This window comes from Mycolicibacterium houstonense (assembly GCF_900078665.2).
GTDB lineage: Bacteria > Actinomycetota > Actinomycetes > Mycobacteriales > Mycobacteriaceae > Mycobacterium > Mycobacterium houstonense.
In genome coordinates, this window is sequence record NZ_LT546207.1 from 856,569 (window position 1) to 877,457 (window position 20,889).

At 64.5% G+C, this 20,889-nt stretch carries 16 protein-coding genes; 13 read left to right on the forward strand and 3 right to left on the reverse strand.

Annotated features, from left to right (window positions below; genetic code table 11):
- Positions 1-202: 202 nt before the first annotated feature.
- The 8 genes from BN4332_RS04385 to BN4332_RS04420 all read left to right on the forward strand — a co-directional run bounded on the left by BN4332_RS04385 (position 203) and on the right by BN4332_RS04420 (position 11,492).
- Entirely contained in the window at positions 203-394 is a 192-nt protein-coding gene (locus tag BN4332_RS04385) for a hypothetical protein (RefSeq protein WP_066897347.1), read from the forward strand.
- 530 nt (positions 395-924) lie between these two features.
- On the forward strand, positions 925-1,335 hold the full coding sequence (locus BN4332_RS04390) for an MmpS family transport accessory protein (protein WP_084459175.1): 411 nt from the start codon (positions 925-927) through the stop codon (positions 1,333-1,335).
- Positions 1,332-4,229 carry an MMPL/RND family transporter gene (locus tag BN4332_RS04395; protein WP_066897348.1) on the forward strand — a complete coding sequence of 966 codons (2,898 nt, stop codon included), beginning with the start codon at positions 1,332-1,334 and terminating at the stop codon, positions 4,227-4,229. The genes BN4332_RS04390 and BN4332_RS04395 overlap by 4 nt, the downstream gene beginning before the upstream one ends.
- 40 nt (positions 4,230-4,269) lie before the next feature.
- Positions 4,270-7,137 carry an MMPL/RND family transporter gene (locus BN4332_RS04400; protein ID WP_066897349.1) on the forward strand — a complete coding sequence of 956 codons (2,868 nt, stop codon included), beginning with the start codon at positions 4,270-4,272 and terminating at the stop codon, positions 7,135-7,137.
- Between the two features lie 100 nt (positions 7,138-7,237).
- Positions 7,238-7,576 (forward strand): hemophore-related protein, encoded by a 339-nt coding sequence (locus tag BN4332_RS04405; RefSeq protein ID WP_066897350.1) that lies wholly within the window; start codon positions 7,238-7,240, stop codon positions 7,574-7,576.
- A 94-nt stretch (positions 7,577-7,670) separates the two neighbouring features.
- Positions 7,671-8,642, forward strand: a complete 972-nt coding sequence (locus BN4332_RS04410) for a sulfotransferase family protein (RefSeq protein ID WP_435405146.1) — start codon at positions 7,671-7,673, stop codon at positions 8,640-8,642.
- Between the two features lie 66 nt (positions 8,643-8,708).
- On the forward strand, positions 8,709-10,115 hold the full coding sequence (locus BN4332_RS04415) for a hypothetical protein (RefSeq protein ID WP_066897352.1): 1,407 nt from the start codon (positions 8,709-8,711) through the stop codon (positions 10,113-10,115).
- A 105-nt stretch (positions 10,116-10,220) separates the two neighbouring features.
- A complete protein-coding gene (locus BN4332_RS04420) occupies positions 10,221-11,492 on the forward strand; it encodes a glycosyltransferase (RefSeq protein ID WP_066897353.1) in 1,272 nt (423 codons plus the stop codon).
- A 28-nt stretch (positions 11,493-11,520) separates the two neighbouring features.
- On the opposite strand, the gene BN4332_RS04425 is transcribed toward BN4332_RS04420, so the two are convergent.
- Entirely contained in the window at positions 11,521-12,276 is a 756-nt protein-coding gene (locus BN4332_RS04425; RefSeq protein WP_235654011.1) for a GAP family protein, read from the reverse strand.
- 292 nt (positions 12,277-12,568) lie between these two features.
- Between BN4332_RS04425 and BN4332_RS04430 the strand changes: the two genes are divergently transcribed.
- Together BN4332_RS04430 and BN4332_RS04435 are read left to right on the forward strand one after the other, a co-directional pair.
- Positions 12,569-13,873: a glycosyltransferase gene (locus BN4332_RS04430; RefSeq protein WP_066897355.1), complete on the forward strand. Its 1,305-nt coding sequence runs from the start codon at positions 12,569-12,571 to the stop codon at positions 13,871-13,873.
- An 86-nt stretch (positions 13,874-13,959) separates the two neighbouring features.
- The gene (locus BN4332_RS04435) at positions 13,960-14,760 is read left to right on the forward strand and encodes a class I SAM-dependent methyltransferase (protein WP_066897474.1); all 801 of its coding nucleotides are present in this window, start codon (positions 13,960-13,962) and stop codon (positions 14,758-14,760) included.
- Positions 14,761-14,764: 4 nt separating this feature from the next.
- Here the strand turns inward: BN4332_RS04435 and BN4332_RS04440 are convergent, their stop codons facing one another.
- Positions 14,765-15,553: a GAP family protein gene (locus tag BN4332_RS04440; protein ID WP_066897356.1), complete on the reverse strand. Its 789-nt coding sequence runs from the start codon at positions 15,551-15,553 to the stop codon at positions 14,765-14,767.
- Between the two features lie 279 nt (positions 15,554-15,832).
- Here BN4332_RS04440 and BN4332_RS04445 point away from each other — a divergent pair, with 279 nt between their 5' ends.
- The 3 genes from BN4332_RS04445 (at position 15,833) to BN4332_RS04455 (ending at position 19,304) form a co-directional block, all read left to right on the forward strand.
- Positions 15,833-16,741, forward strand: coding sequence for a class I SAM-dependent methyltransferase (locus BN4332_RS04445; protein WP_084459168.1), 909 nt, complete (start codon positions 15,833-15,835; stop codon positions 16,739-16,741).
- Positions 16,742-17,028: 287 nt separating this feature from the next.
- Complete coding sequence (locus BN4332_RS04450) at positions 17,029-17,868, forward strand: TylF/MycF/NovP-related O-methyltransferase (RefSeq protein WP_066897475.1); 840 nt, start codon at positions 17,029-17,031, stop codon at positions 17,866-17,868.
- 170 nt (positions 17,869-18,038) lie between these two features.
- Complete coding sequence (locus BN4332_RS04455) at positions 18,039-19,304, forward strand: glycosyltransferase (RefSeq protein ID WP_066897358.1); 1,266 nt, start codon at positions 18,039-18,041, stop codon at positions 19,302-19,304.
- A gap of 72 nt (positions 19,305-19,376) precedes the next feature.
- Here the strand turns inward: BN4332_RS04455 and BN4332_RS04460 are convergent, their stop codons facing one another.
- Positions 19,377-20,732 (reverse strand): cytochrome P450, encoded by a 1,356-nt coding sequence (locus tag BN4332_RS04460; protein ID WP_066897359.1) that lies wholly within the window; start codon positions 20,730-20,732, stop codon positions 19,377-19,379.
- Positions 20,733-20,889: the final 157 nt, after the last annotated feature.

Here is a 20,889-nt window from a genome sequence, read left to right on the forward strand (position 1 = left end):
CGCCGCACCGGCGGCGCCGGTCGGCCCCGTCGCACCGGCTCCTGTCGCATCACCTCCGGTGGTCGTCCCGGCGGTGCCGGCGCTTCCGGCCCCCGTCCCGTCGGCGCCACCGGTGGTCGCGCCTCCCGCCGCTCCGAGTGCACCGGTCATTACCCCGCCACGGTCCGCACCTCCGGCGGCGCAGCCGCTTTCGGTTCCCGCCGTGCCGGAGTCCTTCCGGCTCGGGTACACCGACTATCTGCGCACCGCAAGCACCACCGATCTGCTGTTCGCCGTGCTGCCCGGGCTCGGCGGGATCGTCTTGATGACGGCGGCCGGCGGAGTCGTGGGCTTCCGGCAGGCTCGGGCCGCGCAGACCCTGCCGTCGCCACAGATCGCCCGCTTCCTGCCGTAGCGACCATCCGCTGTCACGTGCCGCATGCCGGTGCGTGAGGGTGGCCGGCCGGCCGGCCGGCTTCGGCGTGTGCTTGGATGGATTCATCATCATCCGACAGCCGGCCCACAGCAACGGCGCAGTTCCTAGTCCAATGCACTAACCGCGCTACTCGCGACCGGTCGCACCCGGCGAATCGGTCGCGGCGCGTGGGGCCGAGCTTGTCGTCTCTTGCCAGGCCGTCCAGGGCGTTCGGTGGTGTGCCAGCGGCTCGGTCTTTGCGGTGATTGTCAAGGCGTTGAACCGATTCCGACGATCTACGTCGTTTGCGCCATATTGACGCACCGGCATGGTTTACTCTTCGGGATCGGGTGCGCTCAGCGAGGCGCGCCGTATGTTTGTGGCAGCTTTCGCGCACGCTCAAGTCTGCGATGCAGCCGCATTCGTGGCTCATTGTTCGCATCCGATCTGCAAATGCATGTTTGAACACTTGCACGGTGTCGGCACGGAGACAGTCGGAGGAACTCGCGATTTTCAGGATCCTGAAGCGGCTGTGGATTCCGCTGGTGCTGGTAGTGGTCGGAGTCGCAGGCGGGTTCACCGTGTCCCGGTTGCACGGTGTCTTCGGCAGCCAGACCCGGCCCGCCTACACCAGTGCAGAACGTGAGGAGAAGCGCCCCCACGACCCCAAGCACCTGGTTTACGAGGTGTTCGGGCCCCCGGGGACGATGGCAACCATCAGCTATTTCGACGCCGATGCCGAGCCGCAACTCATCAGGGATGCGCCGCTGCCGTGGTCGATGGAGTTCCCCATCTCCGATGCCACGGCGATGGGAAACATCTCCGCACAGGGCAACACTGACAGCATCGGATGCCGTATCACCGTCGGCGACGAAGTCAAGGACGAGAAGGTCCGCCACGGCGTCAGCGCCTTCACCTTCTGTGTCCTGAAGGCAGCATGAGCACGGACAGCGAACCCGCAACGGAGCCGTTGCCGCTGAGCAAGCGACCGCCCTTCATCGCGCGGATGGTCCGTACCCTGTCGGTGCCGATCATCCTGGGGTGGCTGGCCGTCACCGTCATCTTGAGCGTCGCCGTGCCCTCGCTCGAGCAGGTGGAGAAAGAGCACGGGGTCGCGATGGACCCCACCGCGGCACCGTCGTTCGAGGCGATGCAGCGCATGGGCGAGCTGTTCGGCGAATCCGGTTCGAATGCCGTCGCGATGATCGTGCTGGAGGGCGAGCAACCCCTCGGCGACAGCGCACACGGCTACTACGACGAGATGGTCCGCCAGCTGGAGGCCGATACCACCCACGTACAACACGTCCAGGATTTCTGGGGCGATCCGCTGACTCAGGGTGCGGCCCAGAGCGTCGACGGCAAGGCCACCTATGTGCAGGTGACCCTCACCGCCAACAAAGACATCTCGGCGATCAAGTCCGTCGAGGCCATGCGGGCAATCGTCGACCGGATACCGCCCCCGCCGGGAGTCAAGGCATACGTCACCGGGCCCGCGGCTTTCGCCGCCGATCTGGGGCCCGCCGGCAACAGAACGGTTGCACTGGTCACCTCCCTGACCTTCTCGGTGATCTTCGTGATGCTGTTGCTCGTCTATCGGTCGGTCATCTCGGTCGTCCTCATGCTGGTGGTCGTCGCCATCGAATTGACCGTCGCCCGAGGGGTGGTCGCACTACTCGGCAGCCTCGGCGTCATCGGGATCACCACATTCGTGGTCAACCTCCTGGTCGCGCTCGCGATCGCGGCGGGTACCGATTACGGCATTTTCTTCACCGGGCGCTACCAGGAGGCGCGGCAGGCCGGCGAGGACAAAGAAACCGCGTTCTACACGACGTTCCGCAGCGTCGCGAAGGTGGTGGTGGGCTCCGGTCTGACCATCGCCGGCGCGGTTCTCTGTCTGCACTTCACCCGGCTGCCCGTCTACCAGACTCTCGGCGTTCCGACCGCCGTCGGCATGGCTGCCGCCGTGGCGGTGGCCGTCACGCTCGTTCCCGCGGTCATCGCGGTGGGCAGCCGTTTCGGTCTGTTCGAGCCCAAGCGCAAGATCACGGTGCGTCGGTGGCGGAGGGTCGGCACGGCGGTCGTCCGGTGGCCCGGCCCCATTCTCATTGCGACGTGCGCGGTTTCGCTCATCGGGCTGTTGGCCCTTCCCGCGTACAAGCCGAGCTACAACGACCAGCAGTACATCCCGCAAGACATCCCGGCCAATGTCGGGTATGCGGCGGCGACGCGACATTTCCCGCAGTCGCTGATGATGGCGCCGGACATCCTGCTGATCGAGGCCGACCACGACATGCGGAACCCGGTCGACTTCCTGGTGCTGAACAAACTCGCCAAGGGTGTGCTGGCGGTGCCGGGTGTCTCGACCGTTCAGGCGCCGACCCGGCCCGGCGGCGAGCCGCTCAAACACTCGACGATTCCGTTCATGCTCAGCATGAGCAACGCCTCGCAGACGCACCTGATGCCGTTCCAGAAGGATCGCATGGACGACCTGCTGGTGCAGGCCGAGGACATGACGAAAACGATCGCCATCGTGAAGCGGATGCAGGCGCTGACCGAAGAGATGGTCAACACCACTCACCAAATGGTCGCCGATACCCATGAGTTGCAAGAGACCACCAACCAATTGCGTGATCACGTCGCCAATTTCGACGACTTCTTCAGGCCGATCCGCAATTACTTCTATTGGGAACCGCACTGTTACACGATTCCGATCTGCTCATCCATCAGGTCGGTGTTCGACACGCTCGACGGCATCGATCAGATAACGGTCAAGATGGTCGATCTCGTCGCCAATCTCGATCGGCTCGACGAGATCCTGCCGCAGTTGGCCGCTCAATTCCCGGTGATGATCTCCACCATGGAATCCACCCGAACCATGATGCTGACGATGCACAGCACCATGTCCGGAATCATGGATCAAATGGAGGAAACCTCCAACAATGCCACCGCGATGGGCAAGGCATTCGACGCGGCGCAAAACGACGATTCCTTCTACCTGCCGCCAGAGGTCTTCGAGAACAAGGACTTTCAACGCGTCATGGACATCTTCCTGTCTCCGGACGGGAAGGCCGCGCGCATGCTCATTTCACAACGCGGCGATCCCGCGACGACCGAGGGCATGTCGCTGGTCGATCCGATAGAGACAGCGGCCGAGGAAGCGCTCAAAGGCACGCCGCTGCAGAACGCCACGATCTATGTCACCGGCACCGCGGCGTCGGTGAAGGATCTGGTGGAGGCGTCTACCTACGACCTGCTGATCGCGGCGGTCGCCGCGCTCTGCCTGATTTTCGGCATCATGCTGGTGGTGACCCGGAGCTTCGTGGCGGCCCTGGTGATCGTCGGCACGGTGGCGCTGTCACTGGGCGCGGCCTTCGGACTGTCGGTGCTCATCTGGCAGCACATCCTCGGCATGCCGTTGAACTGGGTTGTCCTCGCGATGTCGGTGATCGTGCTGCTGGCAGTGGGTTCGGACTACAACCTGCTGCTGGTGTCGCGGATGAAAGAGGAGATCGGGGCCGGGATCAACACCGGCATCATCCGGGCGATGGCCGGCAGCGGCAAGGTCGTGACGGCCGCAGGTCTGGTGTTCGCGTTCACGATGTTGGCGATGGTGGTCAGCGACCTCGTGACGATCGGCCAACTGGGTGCCACCATCGGCGTCGGTTTGTTGTTCGACACCCTCGTGGTGCGCGCGTTCATGACCCCGGCGATCGCGGCTCTGCTGGGGCGCTGGTTCTGGTGGCCGCAGCAGGTGCATCCACGGCCTCTCAGTGCATTACGGCCTGCCGGCCGAGGCCAGCTGGTGCGTTCCATCCTGTCGAGGGACGAGCGCTGACGGTGATGAACGCGGCTTCGTTCGGTGCGGTGAAGGCCGCATGAGCAATCGGCAGACCAGCGATCGGCCACCGTTGATCGCTCGGGCGATCTATCGACTGTCGGTGCCCATCATTCTCGGCTGGTTGGCGCTCATCGCGGTCGTCACCTTCGCCGTACCGTCGTTGGAACAAGTCGGACGGGAGAGCTCTGTCTCCCTGGTTCCCAAGGATGCGCCGTCGTTCCGGGCGATGCAGCGCATGGGCGAGGTGTTCAAGGAATCCGATTCCGACAGCGTCGCGATGATCGTGCTGGAGGGTGAGACCCCGCTCGGTGAGGACGCTCACCGCTATTACGACGAGCTGATCCGCCAGCTGCGAGCAGACACGACGCATGTGCAGCACGTCCAGGATTACTGGGGTGACTCACTCACCGCGTCGGGCGTTCAGAGCGCCGACGATCTGAGTGCCTACGTGCAGTTGAATCTCGCAGGCAACCAAGGCCAGGCGCTGGCCAATGAATCGGTGGAAGCGGTCCGGGGCATCGTCGAGCGGACACCGCCACCGCCAGGGGTGAAGGCCTACGTCACCGGCCCGGCGCCTCTGGTGACGGACATGAACCATGCCGGCGACAGCTCGATCATGAAGATCACCGTGGTCACCCTGGTGGTGATCTTCACGATGCTGCTGTTCGTATATCGCTCGATCGTCACCGTTGTTCTCCTGCTCGTGATGGTCGGGATCCAGGTCCAGGCGGCCAGGGGAGTGGTCGCGTTCCTGGGCGATCATGAGGTCATCGGACTGTCGACGTTCGCCGTCAATCTGCTGGTGTCGCTCGGGATTGCGGTCGGCACGGACTACGGAATTTTCTTCATCGGGCGATATCACGAGGCGCGTCAGGCCGGCGAGGATCGCCAGACCGCGTTCTACACCACGTATCGCAGCGTGGCCAAGGTCGTCGTGGCGTCGGGGCTGACGATCGCCGGTGCCCTGTTCTGCCTGAGTTTCACTCGGCTGCCGTATTTCGAAACGATGGGTATCCCTTCCGCTCTGGGCATGGCGGTCGCCGTCGCGGTGGCCGTGACGCTGGTTCCGGCCGTCATTGCGGTGGGCGGTCGCTTCGGGTTGTTCGAACCCAAGCGGAAACTCATGGTCCGGCGCTGGCGTGGGGTGGGCACCGCGGTGGTCCGGTGGCCGGTGCCGATTCTGGCCGCGTCGTGCGCCGTGGCGTTCGTCGGATTGCTGGCCCTGCCCGGTTATCAGACCAGCTACGACGACCGCCTTTACGTGCCGCAGGGCATTCCGGCGAATCAGGGGTATGCCGCGGCGGAGCGGCATTTTCCCGAATCGCGAATGACGCCAGACATATTGATGCTCGAGGCCGATCACGACATGCGGAATCCGACGGATTTCCTGGTGCTGCACAAACTGGCCAAGCAGGTCTTCGCCGTTCCGGGAATCGCCACGGTGCAGAGCATCACCCGGCCGGAGGGCGCTCCGATCGAACGCACGTCGATCCCGTTCCAGATCAGTCTGCAGAGCGCGGGCCTGCTTCAGATCATGCCGTTCGCCAAAGATCGCATGGACGGCATGGTGAAGCAGGCCGACGACATGCAGCGGATGATCACGCAGATGGAGGGCACCTACAACCTGATGCGGTTGATCGGTGAGATCACCCACAACACGGTCGAGTTGACCGGCGAGACAGCCGAACTCACCGATCAGCTGATGGCGACCGTGGCGAGTTTCGACGACTTCTTCCGGCCGCTCCGCAACTACCTCTACTGGGAAAAGCACTGCTACAACATTCCCGTTTGCTTCGCGATCCGATCGGTGTTCGACGCGCTCGACGGCACCGACAAGCTCAGCCTGCAAATGCACAAGCTGCTCGACAACCTGGTACGGGTAGACGGGCTGCAGGCGCAACTGGTCACTCAGCTGCCGCCGATGATCGAAATCATGAAATCCATGCGGACGATGATGCTGACGATGCACAGCACCATGTCCGGGATGATCGCCATCATGGACGACACCACGTCCAATGCCACGGCGCTGGGAAAAATCTACGACGCGTCCCAGAACGACGATTCCTTCTACCTTCCCCCGGAAGTGTTCGAGAACAAGGACTTCCAGCGCGCGATGAGCCTGTTCTTCTCGCCGGACGGCAAGGCGGTACGGCTGATCCTCACGCATCGGGGTGATCCTGGTACCCCGGAAGGTATCTCGCGCGTCGATGCCGTCCGGATGGCCGCCGAGGAAGCCATCAAGGTGACGCCCCTGGAGAATGCCTCGATCCACCTCGCCGGTACCGCCGCGACGTACAAGGATCTGCGGGACGGCTCCAAGTACGACCTGTTGATCGCGGGTGTGGCGGCGCTCTGCCTGATTTTCGGCATCATGCTGGTGGTGACCCGGAGCTTCGTGGCGGCCCTGGTGATCGTCGGTACGGTGGCGCTGTCGCTGGGCGCGGCCTTCGGGCTGTCGGTGCTCGTCTGGCAGCACATTCTCGGTATCGAGTTGCACTGGCTGGTGCTGGCGATGTCGGTGATCGTGCTGCTGGCGGTGGGTTCGGATTACAACCTGCTGTTGGTGTCGCGGATGAAAGAGGAGATCGGGGCCGGGATCAACACCGGCATCATCCGGGCGATGGGCGGCACCGGCAAGGTCGTGACGATCGCCGGTCTGGTGTTCGCGTTCACGATGTTGTCGATGGTGGTCAGCGACCTGCGCATCATCGGGCAGGTCGGGTCCACCATCGGGTTGGGTTTGTTGTTCGACACCCTGGTCGTACGTGCATTCATGACGCCGACCATCGCGGCCCTGCTGGGACGGTGGTTCTGGTGGCCGCTACGGGTCCGGCAGCGGCCGTCGAGCCCGGTACTGGGCCCGGTGGCCACACCCGCCGGGTCACTGGTCAAGCAGGAGACCTGATTTCGCGTCGCGGTCGACCTGCGCAAAGCGCGGGTGAGATCGAGCCCGGCCGATTACAGTCGGAGGGTCGGGCAGCAATGGTAGGGAGGAAATTTTGCATATGTTCCGTCTGTCGTTGACCAGAATGGCCATCGGACTCGGGGGACTGGCATTGTCGCTGACCGCTGGGGCCGGCATCGCATCGGCGGGGCCCAACCTGGACTCCGCGATCAACACCACCTGCACGTACCCGCAGCTGGTGGCGGCCCTCGATGCGCAAGACCCCCAGGTCCGGATGGCATTCGATCAATCGCCGATACTGCAGCGTGGTTTGCGTGAGTTCCTCACCGATGCACCGGAGAAGCGGGCACGGACGGCTCAAGACGTGGCGAACGCTCCGATGTTCCAGCCGTACCTCGGCACCATCGAGCAAGCCTTCAACACCTGCAACAACTTCTGATCCCAGGAATCGCAGGCGCGGGGTCGGAGGGCCAAGAGAATTTGCGGCATAGCGCAATTCGCGGCCACAGTGCCGAACAAACGAATATTCTTCCGTGGTGAGTCATGTCGGGAACGGCGGGTCCACGACCCGTCCAGTCGCGTTGTTCGTGTTGGGGGTCCCTCGATCCGGCACGTCGGCGGTCACGCGGGTTCTTTCGCTGTGCGGCGCCACTCTCCCGGCGGGGTTGTCGGGTGCAGATCCGCGTAACCCGCGTGGGTACTGGGAGCCACGGGCGTCCCTGCATCTCAACAACACCATCTTGCGCCGCTATGGCAGCGCCGTGTTCGACCCGTCACTGCGCCTGCAGGAGGACGGCGCGCTGGATGCCGATCAGAAGGCCGCCTGTATCACCAAGATCGGCGCGTTTCTCGCCACGCTGCCCGATGCCCCGCTCGTCCTGATCAAGGACCTGCAGATAACGCTGTTGTCCGACATGTGGTTCGAGGCCGCACGTCAGGCCGGCTATGACATCGCAGTGGTGAACATGGTGCGCCCACCACAGGAAGTCATCGCCTCAGGTGCTGCGGATTTCCTGACGGAGCCAGAACTCGGCAGTGCGTTGTGGCTGAAGTTCAACCTGTTGGCCGAGAGAGCCACCCGCGAACTGCCCCGTGTCTTCGTCGAGTACGCCAACCTCCTCGACGATTGGCGCCGGGAAGTGAAACGGATCTCGGTTGCGCTCGGGATCGATCTGGACAACCGGGATGACGACGCGATCGACGGCTTCCTCACCCCGGACCTCCACCGCCAGCGACACACCGGTCCGGTGACGGAACCCTTTGGGACCGAATGGATTTCTGCCGTATACGACGCCCTGAGTGCGGCCGCACGCGACGAGCCGCTGGACCGGTCCCTGCTGGACCGGATATATGCCGCATACCGCACGGGAGAACAGGGGTTCCGGGCGGTGTTCGAGAATTCGAACCGCTTGCACAAGCTCAACCGGTTCATCCGGCCGTCCATCCTGAAGCTCCGCTACGAGGCCGTCGCGATGGCTCACCGGCGCCGCGGGACGTGGGCCTGAGCCGCCCCGGCGGCATCCGCGACAACCGAACGCCGCTATGCGCACGGTGGAAGACGAAAGAGGCTGATGGTGGCACAACGAGTCGGTCGCGCGCGTGAGAGCACGCGTCGCACGCCCGAAGGATCTGCGCGACCGGACAATCGACTGGCGTTGGCAGATGAGGCCCTGCTGGCCGAGCATCGCGCCGCCGGCATGAATGTGGTCATACAGGTCACCTGGCTCTATGACCGCGCCGTCGATCTCGACGGGTTACGGCGATTCCACCATTTCCTCGGTCAAGGCCTGCTCGGTCGCCGCGTCGAGCGGCCGGCATTGCCGATCGCCCGGCACCGGTGGGTAGTAGATCGCGGGCCGGCAGACATCGAGGTGGCCGAATCGGTCCGTCCTCGCGGCGAACTCAGTACGTGGGTCCACGAGCGGTCGCAACGTCACGTCAATGCCGAAACCGGTCCGGGCTGGCACATCGGGGTACTTCCGCTCGATGACGGCCACACCGCCGTGAGTCTCGTCCTTTCACACAATTTGATCGACGGACTCGGGCTCGCTCTCGTCATAGTCGAAGGGGTGCTGGGTAAAACGCGTGAGCTCGGATACCCTGCACCGCTGTCGCGCACGGGTCTTCGGGCGCTGGGAGAGGATGCCCGACAGACTGCGCGGGACGTGCCGGACGTCGCCCGGGCGCTTGTCGCCGCGGTGAGGTCGGCCAGGAAGCAGGCTCGCACCACCACCACCACCGCTCACCGCTCGCCGAAGCGGCCGCCGGATGACGGCGCCGATGATGTCGTCCTGGTACCGGCCTTGACGATCTACGTGAGCCTCGATGACTGGGACGCGCGAGCAGAAGCACTCGGCGGAGCGAGTCACACCCTTGCCGCGGCCTTCGCCGCCAAGTTCGGCGAGCGGTTGGGCCGGGCCCGCGCATCGGACGGCGCCGTCACCCTCCAGATTCCGATCAGCGACCGCACCTCGGTCGACGACACCCGGGCGATGGCCTTGTCGTACGCCCGGGTCACCGTCGACCCGGCCCAGGCCACAACGGATCTGAGCGAAGTCCGGGCCGCGGTCAAACAGACGCTGAGCAGCTTGAAAGAGACACCGGATGAGACCAAACAGCTCCTTTGGCTGCCGTCCTTCGTGCCGAAGCGCATGCTGAAACAGATGGTCGCCAGGGCCCCGGCCGACCCCGACCAACCGATATTCTCTTCCTACCTCGGCGATCTGAGCTCGCTGATCAGCCAGGCCGATGGCACCCCGGCGCCGTACGCCAATGCTCGTACGACCGGGCAACGAGAATCGCGACAGCTCCTCGACCGAACCGGTGGTCGCGCCGTCATCCTGTCTGGGCGATTGAGCGGCAAGATCTTCATCAGCATCGGCGCTTATCAACCGGGCGCCGAGAACACCACAGGTGCGTTACGTGAACTGGCTGCGCGCACACTGGCCGAATTCGGGCTTACTGGCGAGATTCACTGACGCTCGCGTAGAACGCTGGGTAGCCTTACCGTTCGACCCCGAACAGCCGGTGCTACAACGTGTTCGCATCAGGTCGAGTGGTGATCTCATGTCGGAAGAAGCGCTATGAAGTTGGTGCTGGCGAGCTATGGGACTCGCGGCGATGTCGAGCCCTGCGTTGCGGTCGGCCGGGAGTTGCAGCGCCGCGGGCACGATGTGCGCTTGGCGGTGCCGCCTGATCTGGTCGGATTCGCTGAGGCCGCGGGGCTTGCGACGGTGCCGTACGGGCCGGACACGGCGGTATGGTCGGATGCGCACCGCGACTTCTGGATCCGGTTCTTCGCGAACTTCTGGAAGATCGGGAAACTGATCGAGCTGGTCCGTGAGATGCGTGAGATCGGGGAGTCGGTCGTCCGGTTCTGGGAGGAGATCACGGCGACGCTGACGTCGTTGGCCGACGGCGCCGACCTGCTGATCACCTTTCTGAATTTCGAGCCGCCGGCGCTGAATGTGGCTGAACATTACGGCATTCCGTTGGCGACGGTGCACGTCTCGCCGGTGCGGCCCAACGGCCGGATGTTGGCGTTCCTGCCGCCGTCGTTGGGCCGCTACACACTGATGCTCTACGAATGGGCAAACTGGCGCGGGGTGAAGAAGTTCGACGACGCGCAGCGCCGTCAGCTGGGCCTGCCGAAGGCCACCCGCTCCTCGCCACGTCGGATCACCAAACGGGGCTCACTGGAAGTGCAGGCCTACGACCAGGTTTGCTTTCCCGGATTGGCCGCCGAATGGGCGAAGTGGGAGAACCAGCGGCCTTTCGTCGGCGCGCTGACGATGGAATTGACAACCGAGGCCGATGACGAGGTCGCGACCTGGATCGCCGCCGGCCCGCCGCCCATCTTCTTCAGCTTCGGCAGTACTCCGGTCAAGTCACCCGCTGACACCCTCGCGATGATCGAGGCGGCCTGCGAGCAGCTCGGCGAGCGGGCGTTGGTGTGTGCCGGGTCGAGCGACTTCAGCCAGACAGTCGCATCCGATCGGGTGAAGGTCGTGGACACGATGAATTTCGCGGCGGTGTTTCCGGCCTGCCGCGCGCTGGTACATCACGGCGGCATGGGTACCATGTCCGCGGGTCTGCGCGCCGGCGTACCCATGCTGGTGTTCTGGACCGCGCTCGATCAGGCGCTCTGGGCGGCCCGCGTGAAACGGCTGAAAGTTGGTTTCGGACGGCGCATCTCGGCAGCGACCAGCGAAAGGCTGGTCGCCGACCTACGCACGATTCTCGAACCGAGATACCTTGCCCGGGCCCGCGAGGTAGCCACCCAGATGACCAAACCCGAAGACAGCGTTGCCAACACGGCGGACCTGCTGGAACGCTTCGCCAAATCCAGGCGATGACCGGCACCCATCGCGTCGGCGTGCGACGTCAGATGACGCCCAACCCTTTTACTATCTGCAACAACCCGATCATCACGAAGATGCCGATCATCACTTGGCGACGGTTGGCCAGCGCCCAGTCGTGCACGGGTTGGAGCACGGCCTGGGTCCGCGCCGGTGCGATCAGATGGCTCACGACGGCCACCTCGAAAACCGTGAACATCGCGACGACGAACAGGATCACGGCGACGATCTGTGTGCTGGTGCTGGCTCCGGAGGACACGACCGTGGTCGCCACGAACAGGACGAGAGGGAATCCGGGCAGAAAGCCCATGCCGCACACCAGCGCGACCCACAATGCGCCACTGTCCCAGGCTCGTTGCAGACGGCCGAACAGGCGGCGAATCGCGGATCCGCCTTCTGCTGACTCGGCCACGCCGACGAACGGCGACGAGATGGGCCCCGACCCTGCTGATTCCGGCGCGTTGGTGGACGCGGCCGTGCTCGGTGCCGGTACCCGGGATCGCCGGCGCAACCAGAACCGTACGGCGATCAACCCGGCGACGGTCAGGACCAGCACACCCAGACCGAGTTGTATGTGCCGGGTCGCGGCACTGGCCGCCGGGGCTTCGGGACTGAACAGGGGAGCCCGGTGCAGCAACATCACCGGGACCAGCAGCGCCGGGATATTGGTGATGAGTGCGCCGATCCAACAGACGAGCAAGTTGTGTACCGGTCTTGGGCGCGAGATCACCAGCAGGATGAGGGCCAGCAGCGCGGGATTGAACGCCATCAGAGTCGCCATCCCGAGTAGTGAACCCCACACGGCCCGGAACACTACCGGCTACGTAAATTTATTTTGGGTCATTCGCAACCCTGATCGATCTTGATCTGGCCGCACCCGCCGGCAAAGTGGCAGCCGGCCGGTACGGGCGCCGGAAAGCGACCCCGGATGGCGTGATCCCACCCGAAACATGCCCAGTTGCTTCCGGATTCACCTCGCCGGTTTTGGACCGCAACTGACCGGGGATGGGGATAATGGCCACTGCCTCGGGCAGCTCACGGGCGTGGCAACTGAAAGGTTAGAGGTCTCCGCGATGAAATTTGTGCTGGCGTTCTATGGGACTCGTGGTGATGTCGAGCCAGGAGTTGCGGTCGGCCGCGAGTTGCTGCGCCGCGGGCACGAAGTGCGGATGGCCGTATCGCCCGACTTGGTCGAGTTCGTCGAGGCGGCCGGTCCCGTGGCCATACCGTGCGGTCCCGATGTGCGGGTGTGGCAAGACCTGAACCGAGACTTCTGGTCCCGGTTCCTGCGGCAATTCTGGCGGAACTTCTGGCGGGTTCGGGATCTGGCCGGATTGCTGCGCGAAGAATGGCACCTTTTCGACCAGTACTGGCAAGAGGTCAGCCGGACGTTGATGTCGTTGTCGGAGGGGGCAGATCTGCTGTTCACCGGTGTGATCGGCGAGGAGGCCGCAGGCAACGTCGCGGAGGCTTGCGACATCCCGTTCGCCATGCTGCACGTTTTCCCGATGCGGCCCAACGGTCAACTCGTCCCGGCACTACCGGCCGGCTTGGCTCGCCCGATGATGAGGGCCTCCGAATGGCTGAGTTGGCCGATGATGAAGCGGCTCGAGGATCCGCAGCGCCGTGAGCTCGGCCTGCCGAAGTCCACTGGCCCGTCGGCATGGCGGGTGGCAGAACGCGGTTCGCTGGAAATCCAGGCCTACGACGAGGTGTTCTTTCCCGGGCTGGCGCAGGAGTGGGCACGATGGGAGGGCAACAGGCCATTCGTCGGTGCGCTCACGATGGAGTTGCCGACCGATACCGACGACGAGGTCGCCACGTGGATTTCCGCCGGATCACCGCCGATCTGTTTCGGATTCGGCAGTATGCCGGTCGACTCGGGGGCTGACATGTTGGCGATGATCAGCGCGGCATGCGCCGAGTTGGGCGAACGCGCGCTGGTATGCGCCGGCTCCAGCGATTTCACCAACATCGCACATTCCGATCACGTCAAGGTCGTCGACACCTTGAATTACGCAGCCACCTTCCCCGCATGCCGCGCGGTGGTACATCACGGTGGTGCCGGGACCACGGCCGCGGGTTTACGCGCAGGCAAGCCCACATTGGTCCTGTCCACCGACCTCGACCAGACGCTGTGGGGAGCCCGGGTCAAGCAGATGAAAGTCGGTACCGCGCGGAGGCTTTCGGCCACCACCCAGAAGTCGATGATCGATGATCTGCGCACCGTTCTCGAGCCGCTGTACGCTGCACGTGCCCGCGAGTTGGCCACCCGGATGACCAATCCTGCCGAAAGCGTCGTGACCACCGCGGATCTGCTGGAGAAGTTCGCCTCCCTCAAGCAGGTGTCGCCGCGTCCGAAGCTCCTGGATTTCTGACCGCTGCGACGTTGTAGCCAACCAGAGTTGGGCGCATGTCGATGACTTTGCGGCTTCGGCCCGGTTCGCGACCGAGATGATCCATGATGTTGTGCGTGGACAGCAGAATCCGCGATATAGCAACCATGCCCCGGGGCGGGCCGGACGCCTCCTGGCTGGACCGTCGATTACAGACCGACCGATTGGAGTACCTGGATCGCGACGATGTCGATGATCTGAAGCACAAGGTCATGGATTCACTCGACCGCGCCGGCCGGCGCCGGGGGATCGGTATTCATGACAAATGCGTCCAGATGGTGCTTCGTGAGGTGGCCGATGTGCCCGCTCCGAGGATCCTCGAACTCGGCGCCGGCCTCGGGGGATTGTCGCGAAAGCTGCTCGAGAAGCATCCCACCGCCCAGGTGACCGTGACCGATATCGAGCCGGCCTTCGTCGCGGGTATGGCCGCCGGCGATCTCGGCAGTCACCCCCGGGCCACCGTGCGCGAAATGGACGCCACCGAAATCGACGTACCCCCAGGCTCTTACGACCTCGCGGTGTTCGCGTTGTCTTTGCACCACCTGCCTCCTGAGCTCGCCGCCCGGGTATTCGCGGCGGGCACCCGCGCAGCGAAGAAGCTCCTGATAGTCGACCTTCCGCGGCCCCCGGCGCCGCTTCACATCGTGTTACTGGCGGCGGTGCTGCCCCTCATCAGGATCTCGCCGCTGCAGCACGATGGATTCATCAGTTCGCTGCGCGCCTACAGCCCGGCCGCGCTGCGCGCATTGGGTCGTCATGCCGACCCGTCGATCACCGTCGAGTTCCGGAGCCGGCGAGGGCTCGGGCCCACGGTGGCGGTCGCTAGTCGATCGACACGGCACCGGCAACCCGAGGGCAGTGGCGTCTAGTCCGTCAGATGCTGTTCAGGCCCTTGGCGATCAGCATGACACCGGCGAGCACGCACATGGCTACCAAGATCTTCCGATGGTGGGTCCACGCCCAATCGTGCAGCCTTTGCAGTGTCGATTCGGTCTTCGAGGGTGCAACGAGATAGCTGACCAGGACTATCTCGACTACCGCGAGCATCCCGACGATGAACGCGATCGTGGCGGCGATCTGAGTGCCGACAGCGGCGCCAGAGACCACGACGATCGCGAGCAGGAACAGCGCCACGTCGGGTGGCGTGCCGGCGAACGAGAATCCGATGACGAACGAGACCCACAGGGACCCGCTCTCCCACGCGTCGTGGCCGCGTCTCAGCAACCGCCGGAACACAGATCCGCCCTCGGCCGGCGTATCTCGTGCGCGGGCCAGCAGCCGCGAGACCGGAGTCTCCGGATTCGAATCCGAGACCAGCGTGGACGACCCGCCGTCGGCGGCCGCGACCTTCGTCCGTTGACGTACCCAGAAGTGCACGGTCAATGCCGTGGCAGTCGTCAGCGCGAGCAGACCCATGCCGATTTGAATATAACCGCCGGTCGAGCTCTTGGCCCAGGATTCCGCTGTGGTCTTGAACATGGGCGTGCGGTGCAGCAAGGTCAGCGGAATCACCAATGTGGGAATGCACGCGGTTACGCAGCCGGCCCCGAAGGCGAGCAGATTCTGTACCGGCCGCGGCCTCGAGATCACGAGCAGGGTGATGCCGAGGCGCATGGGATCGAGCCCGACCAGAATTCCCAGAGCAAGCACCGAACCCCACACGGCCGAAACACTACCGGGTTGCTGTTGGCTGTCAGCGATTTTGGCGCCTAGGTTGCTGTGAGTTTGCGGGCGTGGGCGGCCAAAGTCGGCCTGCCCGTGAGAAGTTCGCTCACCCAACCGCTGTGGTGGCTCAGGCGGTTTCGGCACGGGCGACCGACCGCGCCGGTATGCTTTCTCGGTTGCGTCGAGTTCCCTGAGGATGGTCGAGTGAACGCGGTTACCACAGATTGCCGACTTTGCGGATCGACTGGTCCCCACCGGACAATTGAAGTTCGTGAGATGATGTTCGGCACCCGCGAATCTTTTGAATACTTTTGTTGCGACGAATGCGAAACGTTGCAGATTCACACAGCACTCGAGGGCGAGGAACTACTGCGCCATTATCCGCCAAATTACTACTCGCACAGCGCGTCAGCTGAGCCGGGCGTATTCCGGTGGCTGGTGACCCACCATGACGAGTTCAAGCTGCGTGGGGGCGGTCGGGTGCTCGGTGCCATAATCAGGGCCCGGGTGTCTGAGGGAATCTTCCGCGTGCTTCTCGGCGGTGACGTCATCAGAATGCTCGCCGAGCTCAATATTGAGCATGATGCGCGAATCCTCGACGTGGGGTGCGGTACCGGCGGATTGCTCGACAGATTGACCAGGATTGGTTTCAACAATTTGCGTGGGGCGGATCCGTTCATCGACGCCGACGGCGAATCCGCCGAGGGTGTGCCGCTGATGAAGCGTGATTTGAGCGGTGTGCCCGGCGAATTCGATCTCATCATGTTCAACCATTCTCTCGAGCATGTTCCTGATCCGGTCTCGACCCTCAAGGCGGCGTACGAGAAACTCGCGGAGGGAGGCATGTGCCTGGCCCGGGTGCCGACGACGTCGTCAGAGGCCTGGGCCACCTACGAGGCGGATTGGGTACAAGCCGATGCACCCCGGCACATGGTCATCCCTTCGCGACAAGGAATGGCGGCGGCCGCCGCGAAGGCCGGACTGCGCGTGGAGCGGACGTTCGACGATTCGAATTTGGGTCAGTTTCTCGGCAGCGAAGCCTATCGGCGCGACGTCCCGGTGACAGACCCGAAGATCCTTCGAATGTTCGGGCCCAAGCAGCTGTGGGAGTGGGAGAAACGCGCCGTCCGGCTCAACCGGCTGGGTCGCGGCGATCAGACCGGGTTTGTCCTGCGCGCGATGTGAGGCGTCGGGTGGCGCCGCCGAGGTGAATCGCCGGGCATGCCGGTTGTTGCCTTGTGCAACGGCCGGTCTGAACCGGTTCGCCAGCCTGGCCTCCATCCATGCGCGGGGAACACGCAGAACTGCAGTCGTTTTCGCCGGCAAGTTCAGACATGTGGCTCGGCTGGGCCGCCCCCACCTCCGGCGCCCAATCAACCAAACCGGGCCGAATGCGCACCTGGTCGCGGCTACAGTCATCGAACCAAGCCATCGAAACCAGCTGGATATCCGCACCCCGGGGGCCCATTCACGTGACCGATCTCGACGTTCGATCTCTCTACCTCGACCTGATCCGAAGAAATCTGACCAGGTATGGGATGCCCGAGCGGATGCCCGCGCAATGGACCCTGCGGCGACGTCTCTACTTCAAGACCCTCAATCGAATGATGGTTCGCGGCGGGGCGCATCGACTCGCACGCACCACTCCGAACGACAGCCGCAGCACGCTGGTTCGGCACAAGCGGGACTTGGGCATCGATTGGCCGGCGGAGGCCGAGACGATGATCGGAATGCAGCGACTCACCAGTCTGCAGCAGTGTGTCGAGACGGTGCTGGCCGAAGACGTCCCCGGCGACCTGATCGAATGCGGAGTGTGGCGCGGCGGGGCCTGCATCCTGATGCGGGCCGTCCTGGCGGCGTACGGCGACCAGACGCGAAGTGTCTGGGTGGCGGATTCGTTCGAGGGCCTGCCTCCGGCGGATCCGGAGAACTACAAGGCAGACAAGGGGCTCCGGACGCAGAGCCTCGCCGGCATCCTGGGCGTGTCCGAGACCGAGGTCAGGGCGAACTTCCGGCGCTACGGACTGCTCGATGACCAGGTCCGTTTTCTTCCGGGCTGGTTCAAGGACACGCTGCACGATGCGCCGATCGATCGGATCGCGGTCCTGCGGATCGACGGCGATCTGTACGAATCCACGATCCAGGCGCTCGAAGCGCTGTACCCACGGCTCTCGACGGGCGGCTTCTGCATCATCGACGACTATCACGATCTCAAGCCATGCCGGGAGGCGGTGACCGACTACCGGGCCGAGCACGGGATCACCGCAGACATTGTCGACATCGACGGGACGGCCGTGCTCTGGCGCAAGTAGCGTGCGGTGGGACACAGTGCCATACAGGGGAATCCGACCGTTGTGCCGAACTTCCGGATCTCGCGTCAGCGGTGCACGTATCGCGTTATGCTGCCGAGCAGTTGAGCTTCGGCTGCGCCGCGGCCGCTGTGATTTGGCTCGTGCAAGGAAGTCAGAGGCGAGAATCTGCGATGAAGTTCGTCCTGGCGAGCTACGGAACACGCGGTGACATCGAGCCGTGCGTCGCCGTGGGCCGCGAGCTACTGGAGCGCGGACACGAGGTCCATATGGCCGTCCCGCCCGACCTGGTCTCCTTCGCCGAGGCGGCCGGGCCGTCCGCGGTCCCGTACGGCCCGGATCTACAGTCCGTGCTCGACGCCCACCGCGATTTCTGGACGCACTTCTTCCGCAATTTTTGGAAGATCCGCGAACTGGTCGAGTTGCGGCGCGAGGTCGTCGAACCGTTTCTCCAGTGCTGGAAGGACATCATCGCGACCCTGACGTCGCTGGGTGAGGGGGCCGATCTCCTGTTCACCGGTGTGAACTTCGAGGACGCCGCGGGCAACGTCGCCGAGTATTACGACATTCCGCTGGCCACGCTGCACCTGTTCCCCTTGCGGGCCAATGGACAGTTCGTTCCGTTCCTACCGGCGCCGCTGGGGCGGTCCGCGATGAAGGCATCCGAGTGGGTGGCCTGGCGCAACGCGAAGAAAGTCGAGGGCGTACAGCGTGGTCAACTGGCACTGCCGAAGGCGACGTCGCCCTCGCCGTGGCGGCTCACGCGCCGTGGCTGCCTGGAGATCCAGGGATATGACGAGGTCTGCTTTCCCGGATTGTCCGCCGAATGGGCGCAATGGTCTGAACAAAGGCCCTTTGTCGGGGCCTTGACAATGGACTTGCCCGGAGATTCCGATGACGAGGTTGCCGCGTGGATTGCCGCAGGTACACCACCGATCTTCTTCGGCTTCGGCAGCTTGCCGATGGAGTCCGGCGCCAAGACGCTGGCCATGATTGACTCCGCCTGCGCTGAGCTTGGCGAGCGGGCGCTGGTGTGTGCGGCCGGAACCGACCTGAGCGATGTCCCGCGATCCGGGCACGTCAAGGTCGTGGGCGCGATGAACTACTCGACCGCGTTTCCGGCCTGCCGCGCGGTCGTGCACCACGGTGGGCTGGGCACCACGGCCGCGGGCCTGCGCGCCGGTGTTCCCGCCGTGATTCTGTCGACCGACCTCGATCAGACGCTCTGGGGAAGGCGGGTGAAACGACTCAAAGTGGGAACAGCCCGGCGGTTTTCGGGCACCACCGAGAAAACCTTGGTCGCCGACCTGCGCACGGTCCTCGCCCCGGACTACGCCGCGCGCGCCCGTGAGATCGCCGGCCAAATGACCAAGGCGGCCGACAGCGTGATGGTCGCCGCCGACCTCGTGGAGAAGTATGCCGGCCTCGGTCGACGCTGACCGAGGCCGTTTCCGGTGTCGTGGCCTTCTATGGCTGGGACGAGTCGGTGTGCTGCCGCTGGCGGGGCATTCCTACGGAACCGGGGCGGTCGCCACGACGTTCCTGGTGGCCCTGATGTGGATCATGCCGCCGCGATGTGGCACGAAGGTGACGTGCTTTGCCCGCTGCTTCTCGTCCGGCGCCGTGGTGGTGCTCAACTCGACCCGGCACAGAATCTCCCGTAACACCAGCCGAATCTCGACCATCGCGAACGTGGCACCGAGGCACCGTCGGTTTCCGCCGCCGAACGGCAGCCAGGTGGTCGGGCTCAGGGAGGCGCCGAGCATGCGGTCCGGGTCGAACCGATCCGGGTCCGGATACACGTCGGCGCTCGCATGGACCAGTCCGATCGCCGGGTCCACCATCACTCCCGCCGGCAGCAGGTAGCCGCCGATCTCGGTCGGCTCCTTGAGAATCCGGCCGGAGCTGAACAACACGGGACGGATCCGCAGCGTCTCCTTGATCACCGCATCGAGGTATTCGTTTCCGGCCGCATCGCCGGCGGCGCTGGCATCCGCGGCTCGCACTGCCTTGGCAAGCGCGGCCGGATGGCGGGTAAGCCGCTCGAGCGCCCACGACAGTGCCGTGGCGGTGGTCTCGTGCCCGGCCGCGATCGCCGTCAGGAGCTGGTCGCGCAACTCGCTGTCGGACAGGGTGCGACCGTCGTCTCCCGTCGCCCGGACCAGCATTGCCAGCACGTCGGTGCGTTCGTCCAGGTTCGGGTCCGCCCGACGATCGGCGATCTCGGCGAACAGCAGTTCGTCGGCTTCCTCGAAGCGGCGGGCCACACCTCGCCACGGGTGGTGACGCCGCAGGCTTGGTTTCGTAATCGCTGGTGTTTCCCACGATTTCATGTACAGAAGCCGGGGGATGACTCGACGCAGCGCGGCCAGCCGAGCCGGGTCGCTGGCGCCGATGACCGTCCGCAGGATCACCTCCAGCGTGATCTCGGTGGTCTTGGGGGCCACCGGGAAACTCTTGCCGACCGGCCAGGAGGCGATGTTGGCGGCTGAGATCTCCGACATTTGAGCGGCCTGGCGTGCCACCGCGTCGCGGTGGAATGCCGGCATCGTCAGTCGACGCAGCGTGTGGTGCTCGTCGCCGTCGAGGACGAACAACGAGCTGTCGCCGAGAAGGCCACGAAAGAACCAATGGGCTTCGCCGGAGTGGTAGACCCGAGGGTCGCCGGCGTACACGGTCTTGATGTCGGCGGGATCGGCAAGGTACACCACGGTTCCCGACAGCGGGATGCGCAGCGTGAACACGTTGCCGTAGCGGCGCTGACATCCGGTCAGGAAGCGTAGACCGTAACTGGCCATCAATGCGGACTGCACCACCATGGGAAGTGGAGGTCCAGGCGGCAGTGCGGTTTTCGCGGTATCGCTCACTTTTGGGTGATCCCTAGCTGCTAGTCGGTTCATGCGCAAACATGACGGCCACGAGCTGCCACCGAGAATATGAGTGCCGGTCGCGGGGAGCGCCTGCCCCGGTCGATCCACGGTCGCAGCTCCGGGCTCAACGGTAAATCTCAACGGTACGAGTCTT